This window comes from Mycolicibacterium sp. XJ870 (assembly GCF_053483975.1).
This window is the reverse complement of the sequence record NZ_JBEFTI010000001.1, coordinates 1,950,661-1,970,798: the sequence shown is the minus strand read 5'-3', so window position 1 is coordinate 1,970,798 and position 20,138 is coordinate 1,950,661. Positions and strand designations below refer to the sequence as shown.

The 20,138-nt window shown below is 66.2% G+C and carries 11 protein-coding genes; 1 reads left to right on the top strand and 10 read right to left on the bottom strand.

Translation table 11 applies throughout. From position 1 onward, the window contains the following. Positions 1-9: 9 nt before the first annotated feature. The 6 genes from pks2 to mutA all read right to left on the bottom strand — a co-directional run bounded on the left by pks2 (position 10) and on the right by mutA (position 14,046). Positions 10-6,288, bottom strand: coding sequence for a sulfolipid-1 biosynthesis phthioceranic/hydroxyphthioceranic acid synthase (gene pks2 / locus ABQF30_RS09795; RefSeq protein ID WP_448462761.1), 6,279 nt, complete (start codon positions 6,286-6,288; stop codon positions 10-12). Between the two features lie 955 nt (positions 6,289-7,243). Continuing rightward, positions 7,244-8,509, bottom strand: a complete 1,266-nt coding sequence (gene lipL, locus ABQF30_RS09790) for an esterase/beta-lactamase LipL (RefSeq protein ID WP_448462759.1) — start codon at positions 8,507-8,509, stop codon at positions 7,244-7,246. A 73-nt stretch (positions 8,510-8,582) separates the two neighbouring features. Beyond that, a complete protein-coding gene (locus ABQF30_RS09785) occupies positions 8,583-8,936 on the bottom strand; it encodes a DUF4333 domain-containing protein (protein WP_448462757.1) in 354 nt (117 codons plus the stop codon). A 25-nt stretch (positions 8,937-8,961) separates the two neighbouring features. Further along, positions 8,962-9,936, bottom strand: a complete 975-nt coding sequence (gene meaB / locus ABQF30_RS09780; RefSeq protein WP_448462755.1) for a methylmalonyl Co-A mutase-associated GTPase MeaB — start codon at positions 9,934-9,936, stop codon at positions 8,962-8,964. Beyond that, positions 9,936-12,191, bottom strand: coding sequence for a methylmalonyl-CoA mutase (scpA, locus tag ABQF30_RS09775; RefSeq protein WP_448462753.1), 2,256 nt, complete (start codon positions 12,189-12,191; stop codon positions 9,936-9,938). The genes meaB and scpA overlap by 1 nt, the downstream gene beginning before the upstream one ends. A gap of 1 nt (position 12,192) precedes the next feature. After that, on the bottom strand, positions 12,193-14,046 hold the full coding sequence (gene mutA / locus ABQF30_RS09770) for a methylmalonyl-CoA mutase small subunit (RefSeq protein ID WP_448462751.1): 1,854 nt from the start codon (positions 14,044-14,046) through the stop codon (positions 12,193-12,195). Between the two features lie 138 nt (positions 14,047-14,184). Between mutA and ABQF30_RS09765 the strand changes: the two genes are divergently transcribed. After that, a complete protein-coding gene (locus ABQF30_RS09765; RefSeq protein ID WP_448462749.1) occupies positions 14,185-14,928 on the top strand; it encodes a TVP38/TMEM64 family protein in 744 nt (247 codons plus the stop codon). Here the strand turns inward: ABQF30_RS09765 and ABQF30_RS09760 are convergent. From ABQF30_RS09760 to ABQF30_RS09745, 4 genes are all read right to left on the bottom strand, one after another. Beyond that, the gene (locus tag ABQF30_RS09760) at positions 14,918-15,262 is read right to left on the bottom strand and encodes a hypothetical protein (protein WP_448462747.1); all 345 of its coding nucleotides are present in this window, start codon (positions 15,260-15,262) and stop codon (positions 14,918-14,920) included. The genes ABQF30_RS09765 and ABQF30_RS09760 overlap by 11 nt on opposite strands. Continuing rightward, entirely contained in the window at positions 15,259-17,697 is a 2,439-nt protein-coding gene (locus tag ABQF30_RS09755) for an AAA family ATPase (RefSeq protein WP_448462745.1), read from the bottom strand. Before ABQF30_RS09755 ends, ABQF30_RS09760 begins: the two co-directional genes overlap by 4 nt. 45 nt (positions 17,698-17,742) lie before the next feature. Next, positions 17,743-18,576, bottom strand: coding sequence for a class I SAM-dependent methyltransferase (locus ABQF30_RS09750; RefSeq protein WP_448462743.1), 834 nt, complete (start codon positions 18,574-18,576; stop codon positions 17,743-17,745). Positions 18,577-18,666: 90 nt separating this feature from the next. Next, the gene (locus ABQF30_RS09745; RefSeq protein ID WP_448462741.1) at positions 18,667-19,971 is read right to left on the bottom strand and encodes an AurF N-oxygenase family protein; all 1,305 of its coding nucleotides are present in this window, start codon (positions 19,969-19,971) and stop codon (positions 18,667-18,669) included. Between the last annotated feature and the right edge of the window lie 167 nt (positions 19,972-20,138).

Sequence of the window (20,138 nt, the reverse complement as noted above, 5' to 3'; positions counted from 1 at the left end):
CCACGGCGATCACGAGACAGCCACCGCGGGTTCCTGGCCGGCGAGCTTCTCACACAAGTGATCGGCCAAACCCCGGATCGTGGTGATGTCCATCGAGTTGATCCGCACGCCGGTCTCGGCCTCGATGCGGGTACGCAGTTCGAGGTTGCCCAAGGAATCCAACCCGTACTCCGGCAGGGGACGGTCAGGGTCGACCGCCCGGCGAAGCAGCAGGCTGACCTGTTCGGAGATCACCCGCCGAAGGTGGGTCGGCCACTCGTCGGTCGGCAAGGTGTTCAGTTCGGCCCGCAGTTTGGATCCCTGGGAACCACTTTGCGCCGCCGGCTTGAACATCTCGGCGAATGGCGTCCTTTCGGCGAATGCCACCAGCCACGGGGCACCCATGATCGGCGCGTATCCGGTGTAGGGGCGCTCATAGCGCAGCAGAGACTCGAACGCGTAGGCGCCTTCGTCGGGTGCTATCGAGTTGTCCCCTGCCGCCATCGCCACACCGCGGCCGATCTCGGCCCAGGCACCCCAGGCGATCGTCGTGGCGGGCAGACCCTGCGACCGCCGCCAGAAGGTGAATGCATCGACCCAGCTGTTGGCCGCCGCATAGGCACCCTGCCCGGGCGAACCGACCAAGGGCGCCGCGGACGAGAACACGCAGAACCAGTCGAGCGGTAGCTTTGCGGTGGCCTCGTGCAGGTTCCACACACCGTAAACCTTGGGCGCCCAGTCCCGTTCGATGATGTCGTCGGTGATGTTCGTCAGCGTGGCGTCCTCGACCACTGCGGCCGCGTGCACCACTCCACGCAGCGGCAGCCCCGTGGCTGTCGCGGCTTCGACCAGACGCTCCGCCGTCCCGTCCTCGGCGATGTCACCGCACTCGACCACGATGTCGCCACCCGCAGCGCGGATCAACTCGATGATCCCGAGTGCGTGGTCGGTCGGCCGACTGCGCGAGCTCAGCACGATTCGGCCGCACCCGGCCGCAGCCATCTTCTCGGCCAGGAACAGACCCAGGCCGCCGAGACCGCCCGTGAGGATGTAGGCGCCGTCCTCCCGAAAGACCGGAACATCCTGGGGTGCAACGACGACCGTGCTCTGCCCGGTCCGGGGAACGTCGAGCAGAAGTTTCCCGGTGTGTTGGGCACCGCCCATCGCGCGGATTGCGGTAGCCGCGTCGGTAAGCGGGTAGTGCGTGTTGCGCGGCATCGGCAGGTAACCGTCCGCAGTCAGTTGGAAGACCTTTTCCAGCAGTGCTCGCATGACGGCGGGGTGTGTCACCGACATCAACGCCAGATCGACCGCGTAGAAGGTCAGGTTGCGCCGGAATGGGAACAACCCGACCCGGGTGTCGCCGTAGATGTCGCGCTTGCCGATCTCGACGAATCGCCCGTTGAATGCAAGCAGTTCGATACCCGCGCGCTGTAGCTGACCCACCACCGAGTTGAGCACGATGTCCACACCGTATCCGTCGGTATCGCGGCGGATCTCCTCGGCGAACGAGACCGAGCGTGAGTCGTAAACATGCTCGACTCCCCAGTCGCGCAACAACTGTCGACGCTTTTCGCTGCCAGCCGTGGCGTAGATCTGCGCACCGGCGGCCTTGGCGATCGCGATCGCCGCCTGTCCGACGCCTCCTGTGCCCGAATGGATCAACACCTTGTCGCCCTCAGCGATCCGGGCCAGGTCGTGCAGGCTGTACCACGCTGTGGCTGCTGCTGTGGCCACTGCCGCTGCCTGCGCCTCGGTCAATCCTTCGGGGAGCGTGACGGCCAAATCGGCATCGCAGGTGACAAAGGTTCCCCAGCAACCGTTTCCGGAGACGCCGCCGACGCGGTCGCCGACCTTGTGTCGCGTCACGCCCGGCCCCACTGCGGTCACCACGCCCGCGAAATCTGTCCCCAGCTCGGGCAGGCGGCCTTCGAAGCTCGGGCACTGCCCAAAGGCGACGAGGACGTCGGCGAAGTTGATGCTGGAGGTGCTGACCGCCACCTCAATCTGGCCGGGACCCGGTTCTTCCCGATCGAATGACACCAGTTCCAGGGACTCGAGGTCGCCCGGATTCCGAACGTGCAGGCGCATGCCCGCGCGGTCGTTCTCGATCACCTTGTCCCGACGCTCGTCGGCCTGCAGCGGCGCTGGGCACAGCCGGGCTACATACGACTTCCCTTGGCGCCAGGCGGTTTCGTCCTCCGCGGAGTCACTCAGCACCTGCTTGGCCACCAGATCCACGTCGGTGTCGGCGTCGACATCGACCTGGGTGAGGCGGCTGTGCGGATACTCCATCGCCATGACTCGCATCATGCCGCGCAACGCCGCCTGCTCCATGTTGACGACGTCGCCATCCGTCACGTGCTGCGCGTTGCGTGTCAGTACGACCATCCGCGGCAGTTCATCGTGCACGCCGACCAGGGCCTGTGCGATGTGCACAAGATCGTGGACGGATTGCTCGCCGCGACGGCAGGCCTGCCAGTCGACCTCTGTCGAGGCCGGACCCGCCACGATGACCACACCGGTGAGATGCTCACCCAGCAGCGCGGTGATCTGGTGTGCGGTCGCCTGCTTGTCCGCCTCCGTCCACGGCACCACAGTGCAATCGGCACCGTTTGCCTTCAATGCAGCAACAAGATTGGCGGTCAATGGATCTCGATCACCGGCGCGGTCGATCAGCAACCAGGCGCCAGGCTGGTCATGCTCGGGTTCCTTCAGATCTCGCTGCAGCCAGTCGACCGTCAGCAACCGTTCGTTGAGCACCTGATCAGCGCGGCCACCCTCCGACATTCCGGTACCGAGCCGCAGGCCCTGCGCCTCGATCAGGACGGTGCCGTTCTCGTCGAGCACCTCGAGATCGGCCTCCACCCCAGAGGTGTCGGTGCCGGTCACGCGAACCAGACAGAACGCCGCGTGCCGGGTCGTGTTGTACAGCCGAAGCCGTCGCACGCCGAGCGGCAGCAAGAGGCTGCCGTTGGCAACCGCCTGCACGCCGGCATCGGCCACTACAGCCTGGAAGCAGGCATCCAGCACCGCGGGGTGCGCACCGTAGCCACCCTGCTGAGAACGCAGTGGGCCAGGCAGGGCGACCTCGGCCAGGACGGTCCCACCGTCTCCGGTGTGAGCGGCCGCGAGTCCGGCGAACGCTGCACCGTGATGAACGCCGACAGCTCGGAACGCTGACCTCAGGTCCTCACCCTCGACCCGCGCCGGGTGGGCGTCCCGGAGCCGCTGGATGTCGCGGACCGGCGCGTCTTCGTCGGATGCGCCGGCGCGCAGGGTCGCGGTGGCCCGCTGGCTCAGTTGGCCGGCGAGGTAGGTCTGTACGGCGAACTCGACGACGCCTTCGGAGACCACGGTTGCTGCCGCGGACAAAGGCGTCTCCTCGTCGAGCAGCAGCATCTCTTCGAAGGTGATGTCGTGGACCTCACCGGAGTCGCCGAGCACGCTGTGGGCGGCCGCCAATGCCATTTCGCAATACGCTGCGCCGGGCAGCACGGCGACATTGTGGACCTGGTGATCGGCAAGCCATGGCTGGGCCTCCGTACCGACCTCGCCCTGCCACACATGGCGTTCCGGCTCTTCGGGCAACACGACATGCGAGCCGAGCAAGGGATGCACCACAACGCTGGCGGCTCCGCGACCGGACTCATGGCCGTCCCGATCGAGCAACAGCGTGCGATGGGTCCAAGTCGGCAGCGGCGCATCCGTCACACGCCCGGCCGGGTACAGCATCGAGAAATCGACTGCGGCGCCGGCACTGTGCAGGTCTGCCAGCAATCCACGCATCCCGAACGGTAGTTCCTGTTCACGCCGCATCGCGGCCAACACCGTGAGCGGAATGTCCAGGCTGCGGGCGGTTTGGTCGACCGCGTGGTTGAGAAGCGGATGCGGTGACAGCTCGGCGAAGACGCGGTGGCCGTCTTCAAGCGCGGCCTGGACGGCGGCCGCGAACCGCACTGTGTGGCGCAGGTTGTCGGCCCAGTACCAGCTGTCGAGCTCGATGACGTCGCGGGGATCGTAGGACGTGGCCGAGTAGTAGGGCACTTTCGGTGCGGTCGGGGTGAGCTCCTCGAGCTGTTCCCCCAACTCGTCGAGGATGGGATCGACTTGGGCGGAGTGCGATGCCACGTCGACCGCAATCTCGCGCGCCATCACGCCGCGTTCCTCCCACGCGGCGACCAAGTTGCGGATCGATTCTGCGTTCCCACCCAGGACCGTCGACTGCGGTGACGCGACGACCGCGAGATTCACATCGGCGATACCACGTGCGGCGAGCTCGGAAAGTACCTGTGCGGCAGGCAGTTCGACGGAGGCCATGGCGCCGCCGCCGGCCAGTCGAAGCATCAGCTTGGACCGCCGGCAGATGACCCGCACGCCGTCTTCGAGAGATAGAGCGCCCGAAACGACGGCGGCCGCCACCTCGCCCATGGAGTGGCCGATGACGGCTCCCGGCACGACACCGTACGACTTCATGGTCGTCGCGAGGGCCACCTGCACGGCGAAGATGGTCGGCTGGATGCGATCGATTCCGGTGACCGTCTCGCTTGCCGACATCGCTTCGGTGACGGAGAACCCTGATTCCGCCTCGATCAGCGGTTCCAGTTGTGCGACAGTGGCGGCGAACACGGGTTCTTTGGCGAGCAGTTCGCTGCCCATGCCGGCCCACTGCGAACCCTGGCCCGAGAACACCCATACCGGTCCGCGGTCGCCCTGTCCGACCGCCGGCTCGCTCACGGTGTCGCCTTCTGCGACCTGATTCAGCGCCGCCACCAGCCCGTTCGCATCGGTGGCAGTCAGCATGGCCCGCACCGTGCGATGGCCCCGCCTGCGGGTCAAGGTGTAGCCCAGGTCGGCCAGCGCGGGGCCGTCGGCGGTTCCGACGCGTTTGTCCGTCACCCAGTCGGCCAGTTGCCGAGCGGTTCGCTTCAGTTCCTCCGCCGAACTCGCCGAAATCGGAAAGACCATCGGTTCTGCGGTCGTGGGCGCCGCCTGCACCGGGTCTGCCGTGGATTCCTCCGGAGCTTGCTCGACGATGGCGTGCACATTCGTCCCGGACAGGCCGTAGGACGACACCGCGGCGCGGCGCGGCGCACCACCGTTCGTCGGCCATTTTGTCGCTGTCTGGGGCACGAACAGTTTCGTCTCCAGCGCAGCCATCTCGTCGGGCAGCGCGGTGAAATGGAGGTTCTGCGGCACGATGCCGTGCTGGACGGCCAGCACCGCCTTCATCAGACCCAAGGTGCCTGCGGCGGACTGCAGGTGTCCGAAGTTCGTCTTGATCGAAGTCAGTGCACATGGCCCGGCGGTCCCGTAAACCGCCGCGACGCTGGCGTACTCCAGTGGGTCACCGACCGGTGTTCCGGTGCCGTGAGCCTCCACCATTCCGACGGTCGCCGCATCGACTCCGGCAACGTCGAGGGCGGCCCGGTAGACCGACTCCTGTGCGTCTCGCGACGGGGTCGCGATGTTGACCGTGTGGCCGTCCTGGTTGCTCGCCACACCGCGGATAACGGCAAGAACCCGATCGCCGTCTCGCTGTGCGTCGGACAACCGCTTGAGCACCACGACGATGGAGCCCTCGGCGGAGACGAAACCGTCAGCGTCGACGTCGAACGCGCGGCAGCGCCCGCTGGGGGACAGCATGCCTGCCGCTGAACCAGACGCGGCTTTGCGGGGCTCAAGCAGGACCGACACTCCACCGGCGAGGGCCATGTCGCTCTCCCCGTCGAGAAGGCTGTGGCACGCCAGGTGCACCGCCGTCAGCCCCGACGAACATGCGGTGTCGACGCTCACCGCGGGTCCGTGGGCGCCGAGCGCGTAGGCGATCCGCCCCGACGCCAGGGAGAAGCTCGTCCCCGTGAAGCCGTAGGGCCCCTCGAGCGATCCGGTATCGGCCGCGAGGTAGGCGTAGTCGTTGTGCGTCACGCCGGCGAACACGCCGGTCTTGGAACCGGCAAGCGATGCAGGGTCGAGCCCGGCCCGCTCAACAGCCTCCCACGCGGTCTCCAACAGCACGCGGTGCTGAGGGTCGATGGCGATGGCTTCGCGTTCACTGATACCGAAGAAGTCCGCGTCGAATCCGCCGACGTCGTCGAGGAAAGCGCCGCACTTGGACACCGAGCGGCCTGCGACTCCCGGTTCGGGGTCGTAGTACTCCTCGACGTCCCACCGGTCAGCCGGCACCTCGGTTACCAGGTCCGCACCGCGCAGCAGTGCCTCCCACAGCTGGTCAGGGGATTCAATCCCGCCCGGCAGCCGGCAGGCCATACCGATCACAGCAATCGGGGTGGCAGAAGTATCGGCCAAGTCGGCTCACCTCTTTCGATGTGATCGATGGGCAAAGCATCGATGAACAAACAAAACGCGGAAATTAATGTGCGCCACGTCGACGTCGAAGTACGCTACCGGATCCCCGTATCCGGTCAGAGTTGTTGCCAACTCGCGTGCGTAGCGTAGCGCTCCCCCAGCACCGATGTTGGAAACATCTGATCGCACAATTGTGGCCAAGCTCTTACTACACGTTCATCTCATGGCCACAGTTGGGTGTGCCATTTCGGCGCCGTGGCCACGCGAGGCGCGGATTGCACCTGCCTACTCAACGCGACAACGGTTGCAGCACAGCACAATAGATACTGACACGACATCCGTCCAGGCCTCCACAACATACCTGGCGGCCTCGTGCTCCCTTGCCGATCTGACAATAGCCACTGTCAAATTGTGATTACCTTCGCATGCCGAATGCCGATTCTCATGTGGCATACAGCCGCTCCGGCGGCGTTGCATTGATAGTTAGCTGACCAGCGGGACGCAAACAACGCGACCAGTGGAAGAACTACTGTCAACTTTAATTACTCGGCCATTTCATTACTTTTGCGAACGGTCAACGCAAACCCTTCTAGCTAACTCATTACGGCATGCAATAGTTGTATGACCTCAGTAGATGCGCGACCACATGTACGGCACGCTATCCGCGGTGCCCCGCCTCAGTGAAACCACCTTGCCAATCGACCGCCTCCAGGGATGCAGCCCACAACGCAACGGATCGAGTGGCCCGGGCCACAATTTACGCAAGCGGCAAATTCGCCCCTCTTAGCGAGCAGCTCGTTTGCCAAAAACGGGACCACTGTCCCAAAACCGACATGCACGTGATGTAGATCACTGTCGTGCGGTTTCGGGGCGGGTACGGCTCGCTCGGAAAGTAGCTGAGGCCGAAAGGGCAGTTCGCTGCGAGACACATCGAGCGGCTGAGCGGGTACAGCGACTAGCCGGCGACCGGCTTGGAAATCTCGCTCGGGGGCGCTCCCAGGTCGGGCACCGCTTCATAGCCGCGCTTGCGGGCGCGGGCCGCATCGTTGCGGATCAGCGCGTTGAGACCGACGAACGTACCCATGTCGAGCAGCATCGGGGTCAGTAGCCGGTTGTGCACGAATCCGATCGCGAGCCCGCTGGCCGGGTCCGCCCAGCCCACCGAACCGCCGAGGCCCACGTGCCCGAACCCGGGCATGACCCCGAACGGCACCGAGTGATACCCGAGGTGGAAAGCCAACGGCACCACCAGGTTCCGATCCGGACGCAGGTTCGGCTTGCCGCTGAGGCCGGCGACTGTCGGCGCGGAAAGGAACTGCGCGCCGTCGAACCGTCCACCGTTGGCGATCGCCCCGTACATCTTGGCCAGCCCGCGGGCGGTGGCGACCCCGTTCGCGGCGGGCACCTCGGCATCCAGGAACGGTGTCTCGCCCTGCACCAGGGACATCACGCCTGGGAAGTACAGGGATCCGAAGAAACCGGAGAACTCCAGCGCGGCGATCTTCGGCGCGACGAAATCGAACAGGTGATTGGGCCAGGTGCGCTGAGGCATCAGTATCTGAGCAGTCCGGGTGGGTGCGCCCAATGCTGGGCGGCCCAGATGAATGCCGTCGGTGCGCAGGGGCTCGGCAAGTTCGGTGCGGAAGAGCTCGCGCATGCCCTGACCGGTCACTGCCCGAGCCAGGCCGGACAACAACCAGCCGTAGGTCAACGCATGGTAGGCCGATCTGCCGTAGAGCAGACGGTTGACGGGGGTGGCCGCGATCCGGGCTTCCATCAAGCGGTGGTCGAGCAAGTCCGCCTTACTCACGCCGTTCAGCTGGGACAAACCGGCCTGGTGCTGCATGACCTGACGGACGGTGATTGCCGCCTTGCCCTTGTCCCCGAACTCCGGCCAGTAAACGCACACCGGGGTGTCGTAATCGATCAGCCCGCGGTCGACGAGGCGGTGGATGACTGTCGAGGCCATTCCCTTTGTCGCCGAGAAAACCATAGCGGCGGTATCGGCGGTCCACGGCATGGTTCCGGCCCGGTCGGAGTAGCCCGTCCACACGTCGACGACCGGCTGACCGTCCTGGTAGATCGTCAATGCCCCGCCGCCGAAGCGGCGACCGGGGAACAGCTGCGAGAAGCCGCGGACGGTACAGGAGAAATTTCCGTCCGCCGCGCCCTCGACACCGTGTGGGAGCGCCACGTTGCGCCCCCGGCTGGGACCGGTCACACTTTGAATTTACCTGGATCCCCGGCAAATTTTCTATGCGTTACCGATCCGTTAAGACCACTCAGCCGCAACGTCACCCCACCGGCTTGTCGTCGACCTTGACGTCGATGTTGACGTTGGCGTCCCTGCCTTCGCCCTCGACGGCTTTGACCGTCGCTGTGAGCCCAATCCTGGAGCCGTCGTTGGCCGTCAGCTCGCAACGCTGGGTGGCGCCGACTTCGCCGGCGATGTCGTCCTGACACTCCACCTTTTTGACCTTGCGCCCAGCTGCGGCCTGCAGTTCCTCCTTGACCATCGCCTGCAGTTTCGCCTTGGCGACCACCTGATGGCTACCGACGTCGGACGCACCCCCGCAGCCGGTCAGCAAGGTGCCCACGACCGCGGCGCCGACGATCAACACGCGGAGTCTCGATTTCGTATCCCTCATCCGCATTCGTCCAGCCTTTCGGTTATCAGTTCGCCGCGTCGAGAATCTGCTGCGCCGCGAGCGCCGGGGTGAGTTCGCCGTCGCGCACCCGGCGTTCCACGTCGGCACGGATGCTGCGGACGTCGGGATGCGACATCAACCGGTCCAGCACCGCGTCGCGGACCATGGACCAGGTCCAGTCCACCTGCTGTGCGCGGCGACGGGCGTCGAACTCCCCCGCCTCGCTGAGCACCTGCCGATGCTTGAGCACCGTGTCCCACAGCTCGACCAGGCCGGTACCCTCCACCGCGCTCATAGTGAGAACTGGTGGGCGCCAAAGTGTTTCGCGGGGATAGATCAGCCGGATCGCACCGGTCAGCTCACGTGCGGCCGACTTCGCCTCGATTGCGTGCTCGCCGTCAGCCTTGTTCACCACGATGATGTCGGCGAGTTCCAGCACGCCCTTCTTGATGCCCTGCAGCTGGTCGCCGGTGCGCGCCAGGGTGAGGAACACGAAGGTGTCCACCATGTTCGAAACCGTGACCTCGGACTGTCCCACGCCCACCGTCTCGACGAGGATGACGTCGTAACCAGCTGCTTCGAGCAACACGATGGTCTCGCGGGTGGCCTTGGCGACCCCGCCGAGTGTGCCCGAGGTGGGTGACGGTCGAATATAGGCATCGGGGTGCACCGCCAACCGGGCCATCCGGGTCTTGTCACCCAGGATCGAACCGCCGGTCCGGGTCGACGACGGGTCCACGGCCAGCACCGCGACCCGGTGGCCGGCCTCGATCAGATACATACCCAGCGCTTCGATGGCGGTCGACTTGCCGACGCCCGGCACTCCGGTGATACCGACGTGCAGCCCCGAGCCGGCGTCGGGCATCAACTCCAGCAGCAACCGCTGAGCCTGGTCCCGGTGGTCCGCCCGCGTCGACTCGACCAGGGTGATGGCCCGCGCCAGCGCGGCGCGGTCCCCGCCACGGATGGCCGCCGCGAGTTCGAGAACCGATCGGCTCATCAGCTCAACTGATAGCCGAGCCGACCGGCCAGCTTGTGCAGCAGGCCGATCGCGGCGTCGGCGATCACTGTGCCGGGCGGGAAGATCGCGGTCGCCCCCGCCTCGTACAGCTCATCGAAATCTCCGGGCGGGATGACGCCGCCGACGACGATCATGATGTCGGGCCTGCCCACTTCCGCCAAGGCGTCGCGCAGCGCGGGCACCAGGGTCAGATGTCCGGCGGCCAGCGACGACACCCCCACCACGTGCACGTCGTTGTCGGCGGCCTGGCGGGCCACCTCCTCCGGCGTGGAGAACAGTGAGCCCACGTCGACGTCGAAACCGATGTCGGCGAACGCCGTCGCGATCACCTTCTGACCGCGGTCGTGCCCGTCCTGCCCCATCTTGGCCACCAGGATGCGCGGCCGGCGGCCATCGGCCTCGGCGAACTTCCCCACCAGCTCCGTCGCACTTGCGATGTTGCTGCCCTTTCCGACTTCGTCGCGGTAGACCCCGGAGATGGTACGGATCTCAGCCTGGTGGCGCCCGTAAACCTTCTCCAGCGCGTCGGAGATCTCCCCGACCGTTGCCTTGGCCCGCGCCGCGTTGATGGCCAGGGCCAACAGGTTGTTGCCCAGTCCATCTGCGCCCGCATGCCCGGTTGCCTCGGCCGCGCGGGTCAGTTCTGCCAGTGCCGCCTGAGTGGCGGCCTCGTCACGGTCGGCACGCAGCTGCTGCAGCTTGGCGATCTGCTCGGCGCGCACGCGGCTGTTCTCGACTTTGAGGACCTCGATCTCCTGGTCCTCATCGACCACGTACTTGTTGACGCCGATCACCGTCTGCTGACCGGAGTCGATGCGCGCCTGGGTGCGTGCGGCGGCCTCCTCGATGCGCAGCTTGGGAATGCCGTCGTCGATGGCCTGCGCCATGCCGCCGTGCTCGTCGACCTCGCGGAAGTGGGCACGGACCTTCTCGGCGAGTTGGTGCGTCAGCCACTCCACGTAATACGAGCCGCCCCACGGGTCGATGGGCCGGGTGGTGCCCGACTCCTGCTGCAACAGCAGCTGGGTGTTGCGGGCGATACGGGCGGAGAAGTCGGTGGGCAGTGCCAGCGCCTCGTCCAATGCATTGGTGTGCAACGACTGTGTGTGGCCCTGGGTGGCAGCCATCGCCTCGATACAGGTGCGGGCCACGTTGTTGAACGGGTCCTGAGCGGTGAGCGACCAACCTGAGGTCTGCGAATGTGTGCGCAGAGACAGCGATTTGGCGTCCTTGGGGTCGAACTGCGCGACGAGTTCACTCCACAGCAGCCGACCGGCACGCAGCTTGGCGACCTCCATGAAGAAGTTCATGCCGATGCCCCAGAAGAAGGACAGCCGCGGGGCGAACTTGTCGATGTCCAGGCCGGCAGCCAGGCCGGCCTTGATGTACTCGACACCATCGGCCAGCGTGTAGGCGAGCTCCAAATCCGCTGTGGCCCCGGCTTCTTGGATGTGATAGCCGGAGATCGAGATGGAGTTGAACTTCGGCATCTTGACGCTCGTGTAGCCGAAGATATCGGAGATGATCCGCATCGACGCCTTGGGCGGATAGATGTAGGTGTTGCGGACCATGAACTCTTTGAGGATGTCGTTCTGGATGGTCCCGGCGAGCTTCTCCGGCGGCACGCCCTGCTCCTCGGCGGCCACCACATACAGCGCCAGGATCGGCAGCACCGCGCCGTTCATGGTCATCGACACCGACACCGTCGACAGGTCGATCCCGTCGAACAGCTGGCGCATGTCGAGGATGGAATCGATGGCGACACCGGCCATGCCGACATCGCCCTGGACCCGCGGATGATCGGAGTCATAGCCGCGGTGGGTGGCCAGATCGAACGCCACTGACAGGCCCTTCTGGCCGGCGGCCAGGTTGCGCCGGTAGAAGGCGTTCGATTCCGCGGCGGTGGAGAATCCGGCGTACTGCCGGATGGTCCACGGCTGGTTGACGTACATCGTCGGGTAGGGCCCGCGCACGAACGGCGGCGCACCCGGAAAACTGTCCAGCGGATACCCGGCCTCGACCGCGGCGTCACGGTCGGCGCCGACGTACACCGGCTTGACGTCGATGCCCTCGGGAGTGGCCCAGGTCAGCTGGTCTGCGGTGTAGCCGTGTGCTGCTGCGGCCGCAGCGACGTGGGCTTCGACCGCGTCAGGAGTCGCGGGCTGCCCCGCACCGTCTCCGTTCAGGGGTACGTCGGCGAAGCTGCCGATTCCGGTGCCGGTTGTGGTGGTCATATCAGGCTCCCAGTCCGGTGAGCAGGTTCGACAGGGCTTCGACCGCGTCGATCTTCGCGGTCAGATATCCGTCGGGTTTTGAATCTGCCTCTGCCACAGCCTTCTCCGGCCCGGCCAGCAGAACCTGGCCGACGCCGGCGGCGCGGGCGGCGGCCACCGCCGCAGAGGCATCGGTGCCGTAGCGGGCGTCGGTGCCGCACAACACCGCGACGTTGGGCGACCCAGCGTCCGAGACGGCTTTACCGATATCGGCAGCGTCGACGGTGCCCGGGTTGACCGCCTCGATCCCGCCCGACGCCAACAGATTCGACGCGAAGGTCGCACGGATGTTGTGCTCGGCGAGAGGTCCCAGCGGCAGCAGCAGAACCCGCGGCCGCGCCCCGGAGTTGGCCAGGAAGGCATCCGAGCGGTCCCGCAGCGCCTCGAATCCGGCGGCGTAGCGCGCGACGGTAGCGCTCGAAAGCCCTTGCACCAAAGGCTTTTCAGCCAGGTTCGGGTATTCGTTGACACCGGTGATCGCGGTGCGGCGCTGCGCGATGTCTTCGCTGCGGCGCGCAGCGACTTCCGCGATCTGGCCCGCGATGTAGTCGCGGGCTGCGACGAACCCGCCGCGTGCCTCGATGTCCTGGAAGTGCGCCCAGGCCTGCCGGGCGAGTTCGGCGGTGAGGTCCTCGACGAACCACGACCCGCCTGCCGGGTCGAGCACCTGCCCGATGTGGGACTCCTCCAGCAGCAACAGCTGGGTGTTGCGGGCGATGCGCCGCGCGAAAGTCGCCGAGGTGCCGTCCAATCCACCCGGGATCGCCACGTCGAACGGAAGCACCTGCACGGTGTCGGCTCCCCCGACGCCCGCCGAGAACGCGGCAAGCGTGGTGCGCAGCATGTTCACCCAGGGGTCACGTTGGGTCATCATCGGCAAAGACGTCACGGCGTGCACGGTGGCCGCGCCGGTCGAGGGCTCACCGACCACCTCCGCCACCCGGGCCCACAGTTGCCGCGCCGCGCGCAGTTTCGCGATGGTCATGAACTGATCGTCGTCGGCGGCATACCGGAAACTGATCTGGCGCAGCGCATCCGCCACCGCGATGCCGCCGTCATCGAGGAGGCGCAGGTAGCCGACGGCAGCCGCCACCGACGCGGCGAGCTCCCAGGCGGCGCCGGCGCCGAGGTTGTGGAACGCCGGGCCGTCGACGGTGATGGCGCGTACCCGGCCGGAGTATTCGGTCAGTTCGGCGACGGTGTCGAGCAGCTCCGCGCTGGTGGCCCGTCCGGACAGCGGGGCCGTCAGCGGGTCCGCGCCGAGATCGATGGACAGCCGTGCGCGCTGGTCCTCGTCGAGACCGGTCAGCAGCGGCAGCACCGCATCGGCGGTTGCCCGCAAGTCCGCGCCGCTGTCGAAAAGCACGGGCACCAGATCCAGGAACACACCGTCCAGCAGCCGGTCGAGCTCGTCGGGGTTGATCCCGTCGTCGCCGCCGATCCGCAGCGCGAGCGCACTGGCTCCTTCGGTGAGCGCCACCAACACCGCACCGTTGACGGTGTCCACCCCGGTGCCGGGGATCTGCGGGAACCCCTCGACCACCTTCCATCCGGACTTCACATCGCGCAGTGCGTCACCGCCACGAACGAATGGCCACTGGCCGGGCAGGGCGAGCTCGGCCACAGCGTCCAGGCTCGTGTAGAGCGGCCGGATCCCGAACCCCTCATACGTCGGCGAATCCAGCAATCGTTCCGGCTCGGGCGGCAGCTCCGCCGGATCGCGCCTGCTGCTCTTGGCCAGCACCCCGGCGACAGCCGTGCGCCACCTCTGGCGGTCCGATTCGACCGTACTGGACCCCTGTAATGACACCCGCATCTCCTGTTGTCGCAGCGTGTGACCTACCCACTTGCCCCTCAGGCTAAATGATCGCCATCACCGCGCTGACCGGTGGGCATCGGACTCACACCGCGGCAAAGCGGTCTTGGTCACCCGGCGCCCGTACTCTTGGTAATCGTGAAACCCGTCGTCAGCACCCTGCGTACCGTGCGCGCTGCGGTAATCGCGACGGCTTCGCAGTTACCTCCGCGGCGAATCATCGCCATCCTGACGGGCATTGTGATTCTCGTCGCAGTCGCGTTGCTCATTCCGCTTCCGACTGCCATGCAGCTGCGCGATTGGGCCACCTCGGTGGGTCCGTGGTTCCCGCTGGCATTCCTCTGCGCCCACATCGTCGTCACCGTCTTTCCGTTCCCTCGCACGGCGTTCACCCTGGCAGCGGGCCTGCTGTTCGGACCGGCGCTCGGGGTGGCCATAGCCGTGGTGGCCAGCACGGTCAGCGCCGTGCTCGCGCTGCTGTTGATCCGGGCCGCCGGCTGGCAGCTCAACCGGCTGGTCTCCCACCCACGCGTCGATTTGGTGGATGGCCGGTTGCAGCAGCGGGGCTGGCCGGTGGTGATGTCGATGCGCATGATCCCGGCCGTGCCGTTCTCGGTTCTCAACTATGCGGCCGGGGCGTCGGCCGTGCGGGTGCTGCCGTACACGCTGGCCACGATCGCCGGCCTCCTGCCCGGCACCGCTGCCGTGGTGATCCTCGGTGATGCGTTGACAGGCAACGTGAGCCCGCTGCTGTTCGTGGTGTCGCTGTGCACTGCCGGGCTTGGGGCGGCCGGGCTGGTGTTCGAGATCCGCAGTCACCGCCGCGAACGTCTGGCCGCCGAGGCAGCCGAATCCAGCGCCGAACCAGTTGTCACCGGCTGAGCTGACGTACCTGCGCAACCAGCAGACGCACCTCGCTGACCGACGGCTGCAGTTCATACGCATGGTGGTGGCAGGCGCGGCTGAGGTCATGCCATGCCCGTTTCGCCCGTTCGCGGGTGTCCGCGTCCCGTTGCGCACCGAGCGCCACGAGCTTGGATCGGGTGGTCGGGCGTTTCCCTGGCACTTTCGGCCAGCTCGCACTGTGGTCGTCGAGCCAGTCCTCGAGTGCGCACCGGGCGAGCAGAGCCGCGGTCCGGGCGCCGCGCATACCGAGGTCGACCTTCCCGTCCAGCAGCTGATCGGCATGGTCGAGCAACGCGGCCCGGTCGGTCATGGTGCGACCCGCCGCAGATCGTCGACGGTCAGCCGGGCCGCGTTCACCGCAGCCTTGAAGTCGGATACCCCAGAGTGCACACCCTTGGTGACGACGGCCATCGTGGCCTTGCGGGCCGGGCCGCCTGAAACCCATTTGTCGACGGCCGCGCTGTCCTGCGGGTGCAATGCCAGTGCCATCCGTCGTTTGGTGCCTGCCGCCTCCTCCCAGTCCTCCTCGACCGCGCTGCGGGTCCACCCTTGCGCAAACGCCTTGGCGGCGAACACATCCCACGCTGCGGCTTCGAGGGCCTCACGGCAGAGCACCGGGATAGCGGCGCGCTTGATCTCTGCGGGCACGGCATCATCGGCGGCGATGGCGAAGGCATCGTCGAGCAGCCGCGTAGCCGGGTGGCTGCCCTCGGAAACGGTCACCGCGGAGTTGGCCCCGCGGCAGACGGTGACGATTCGAGCCGGTGCGTTGGAACGGCGGATCGCCGACGGCAACCGGTCGTCGTGAGTGAACACGATGACCTGCCGATCGGCGGCCAGAGCGGTGAGCACCTGCAGGAAGCCGTCGATCTTCGACGGGTCCATGGCCTGGATCGGATCGTCGAGCACCAGGAACCGGAATGGGCTTTCCGGCGCGGTCGCCCGCGGAATGAAGATGGACAACGCCAAGGCCTGCAGTTCGCCCTGGCTCATGACGCCGAACGCTTCGGTGTCAGAACCGTCGACAGCGGCTTCCAACACGACGCGGCGGCTGGTCTTCTGGCCCTCCAGCCGGATCTTGCCCAGCTCGACATTGCTCTCTTGGCGCAGCGTCGACCAGATCTGCCTGGCCTGGTCGGCCAGGGGCGCGATGCGCTGGTTGCGGAGCTCACCGGCGTTGGCCTGCAACCACTTCTGCGCCTCGGCTGCGACAGTCAACTGCGGGTCGGCCCGCGCGGCGTCGTCGGCCTTGCGCAGCCAGTCGGCGAGCTGTAAGGCGACCGGGCTCCAGGCGTCCTCACGCTGACGGATCAAGGCCGACGCCTCCTGCCGCAGTGCGGCATACGCCTGATGAAGGGCAGGCAAGGTTTCCTCGACGTGGTATGCCAGGGCGAGATCTCCGTCGGGCGGCAGCGCTGCGAACCGCTGATGGGCTCTCCATGCGTCGGCCAGCGTCGTCAGATCCGCATCGGCCTGCGGAGGTGGCGCAACGTCGCGCACCGCGGCGATGAGTGCAGACCGCGCCTCGTGGGTCGCCGCCCGAGCGGTGGTGAGGTCCTGAGCCGCCGCCTGGTCGCGCTCCAGCGCGGCCCGGGCGGCCCCGGCCCAGCTGTCATCCAGGACGCCCTGCCCGCACAGCGGGCACTGCCGGCCCGGGTGCTGCTCATGAAATGTCAAGCCGTACTCAAGAAGTCGGGCTCGATCGGCCACCAGGCCGTCCATCCGGGCCGACTCCTCGCGTTCTCGAGCAGCAGCCGCGCGCAGCGCTTCGCATCCGGGCGAGATGGCGTCATACGCGGGTGCGGTGAGGCGCTCGGCCTGCCGCCAAGCCGCCGCGACCGACGCCCCGCCTTCGGTGATCAACGGCCTCACGGTCTCGAGATCGGGTTTGATCTTCTTCACTTGGGCCAATGCCGTTGCGGCCCGGGGATCACCGTGAGCTTCGAGGACCGGTTTCAACGCGTCCCGTGCCTTGCGCAGTTCGACGGCCGGCTGCTTGAGCCGCTTCACCTCGGCGTCCAGCCGCGTCATCGCCGTGGTGAGCTGCTCCAGCCCCAGCAACTTGTAGAGCTGATCGTAGAAATCACTCGGCCGGCCCTCCAGGATGGAGCCCAGTTCGTCGTAACTCAGTAGCGGCCGGTACATTTCGAGAGCCGCCGACCAGCCCAGTACGTCGATGTCCTGACGCTTCTGCCCATCGCGTTGTACCCAGCTTTTCAGCTCGGTGACCGCCACGTCGGCCCCGGCCGGCCAATCCACTCCGATGGTCGACGAACCCGCTCCCTCCTCGGTGAGCCCGATCCGGATCTGGGCCGGCAGCGACTCGTGCAGGTTGCGCCAAGTGCGCGACCAGACTGCGGCCTTGTCATTCCACCGAGAGTTGGTTCCGGTCAAGGCCAGTTCGAGTGCTTCGGCCAGCGTCGACTTACCCGATCCGTTTCGGCCGGCGATGACCACCAGGCCCGGGCCGGGCGGGATCGCCAGTGTCACCTTCGGACCGATGCCGCGAAAACTCTGCACGGTGATGGCGCTCAGGTAGGCGCCGACGGGTTCGACGGCGCCGTGATCGACGGTGGTGGTGAGCGATTCGATGACCGCCGCGGAGGTCTCGCTCTCGCCGAGCACGTCGACGAGATCACCGGCACTTTCCAACGCCGCGAGCACCACCAAGCGCGCTTGCTCAGTCAACGCGGCGTCCGCATCGGCACGAGTCAGGACGTAGTTCTTGAGGCGGTCGTCAGGCATGGCGTCTCTTTCAACGGGCGGACACTCGTCACTGCCCCGAGAACGTCAGGCGGGTTTCTGGAATCTGTACACCCGGTACTGAATGAGGCCGAGCTTGGACAGCCATTTCATCCATCGGGTGCCCACGATCATGACCTTCTGGGCATCCGCGGACCCCTGCTCGCGGAAGAATTTGATCAGGAAAGGGTACGTCGGCAACGTGTTCTTCCGGATATTGCGGTTCGCGTCGAGCTGAAGGCCCGCGCGTTTGCCCATCGATTTATAAGACCTGAGGGGCACATTGCCGAGCGTTCCGTATGACTTCGCGATCCGGGTTCGAATCGCCCACCAGAACGGGGTCTTACCGAACAACGCAACGGCCGGAACGAAATCGGACACCGCCAGGTAGCCACCCGGCTTGAGCACCCGCATGGCCTCCGCGAGGAACCGCTCACGGGACGGGAAGTGGAAAATGCACTCGACGGCCAGAACGCGGTCGAAGGAGTTGTCCTCGAAGGGCAGCTGACATGCGTCGGCTTCGACCCAGGCGATGCGGTTGCCGTTGGTGGCCTTGGTCTGAGCCTCCGCGGCAGCGAGCTGACGCGGGTCGATGTTCAGTCCGGTGAGGTCCATGTCGGAATGCGTGCCGTTGATCTGTTGGATCGTCCCGCCGAACCCGCAGCCGACGTCCAACAGCCGTTGCCCGTCAGCGACCTTGCCAGCCTCGAACAGCACGGCGTTCATCTGCTCCATGGCCGCGACGTAGTCGGCTCGAGTGCCCTCGGCGGCCTTGGGATCTTCCCAATAGCCCCAGTGCACCTGGGCTTCCCACAGCTGTCCGGTCTCGCCACCCTCCTGCCGTTCGTCCAACAGCAGGTCAAAGTAAGGGAGGTCAGGCATCCGCGGACGCTATCACGAACCGGCTCGATATCGATGGCGGCAGCCTGAAGTTGGTTTTGATCGCCCTACCCGCGGGCGCCGAGGACCCGGTCACAGCGTGGGCATGAATTCGGCAAGCGCAAGAATCATGAACACCACCAGCGCGAGCCCGATCAACCCACCGACGGGAATCATGATCAGGCAGACCGTCAACCAGATGAAAAATCTCGGCCATTCAAATGGCTGGTGGCCCATCACGCCACCGCGACGTTCCCGGACAGTGTGGTAGAGCGCCCACACGCCCGCCCCGGCTGCGGCGGCGGCGATGATCCGCAATCCGTCCGGCGTCGCCAGCAGGGCGACGCCGGCCATGATCGCTACGGCCATGACGCGCGCAGCCACCACAGTTCGAAGCTGGGCCACGCGCGGGGCCGAGGGGCTGCGGTCCGGCTCACCGCGGTACCGCGGCAACCGCCCGTCGATACCAAGCAGTCTCCATATCCAACGCGACCATGCCGTCCGCAGACCGAGGTCCTCGGCGACTCGTCGAACGTCGGCGGCCGACTCGGCCATCATCCCGCGCGATTGGGCGCTCCTCCAGTACGCGTCCTTGAAGACACGTCGTGGAACCCCGAACTGCCGGGCGAAAGTGCGTGGCTGTCCCATCATCTCGCCGATCAACCACCGGAGAAAGAAGGGGAAAAGAAACGCGTACCACGCCCGTTTCAAACGCCCAGTGCTTTGCAAGCGCTGGTTCAGATGGTCGTCGGCAAATGATATGTGCCGGGCTTCTTCGGCCAGGTGAATGTAGGTGATCTTGTTGAGCAGCGGGGGTACCTGAGCCGCGCCACGGTGTTGCAGAGTCTGCTGGAAGTGCAGCGGCTGTTCACCACAGAGCACCCCGATGAAGTGAATGACGTTGGCGTAGCCCCCGATAAAGCCGAGGATCGGCCCGATGAACCGGGCGCCTCGCCGCATTCCTGGAACATTCTCGCCGCTGCGGTTGACGAATTCCTGGAACATCTGAATGTGGTTGCATTCGTCGACCAGTTCGTGGATGAGATACCGAAACACCGGGGAGCCGTTGGGCAACTTGCCCGCGTAATGGACCACTCCGCGGATCAACATCATCTCGAACTGCAATGTGACCTTGAGGGTGTTCGCGGTAACCCAGCGGCCCATCTCGATGCGCTTGCTCAACGGTTGCTCGGAGTACCACTGGGTAGCGGCGAGCGGAGCGCTGTCTGGGTCCAGCTGCCAACGCGGGTCGTCCACGTCCAAGGCGTTTTCTGGGGCGTCCCAGTCGATATCGACGTCCGGATCGAAACGCAATCGAGCCGTCGCACGAGAGAGGGCCTCCACCTTGTCGATGTAGAGGTCCTCTCGTATGCCGTCCGCGTCGCTGACCGCTGTCATTTTCTCGATCCGTTGCGTGAAGTTGTCGGGTGAGAATAGCAACTGAGAGCCGGATCACAAGCTCCACCTCGCAGAAGCGTTACCAAAGCGATGGCGGACAGGCTGGGACGTATGCCGCGATGTGGGCACACTTATCGACTATCGCGGCGGGGTTTTCGTCGAACGCG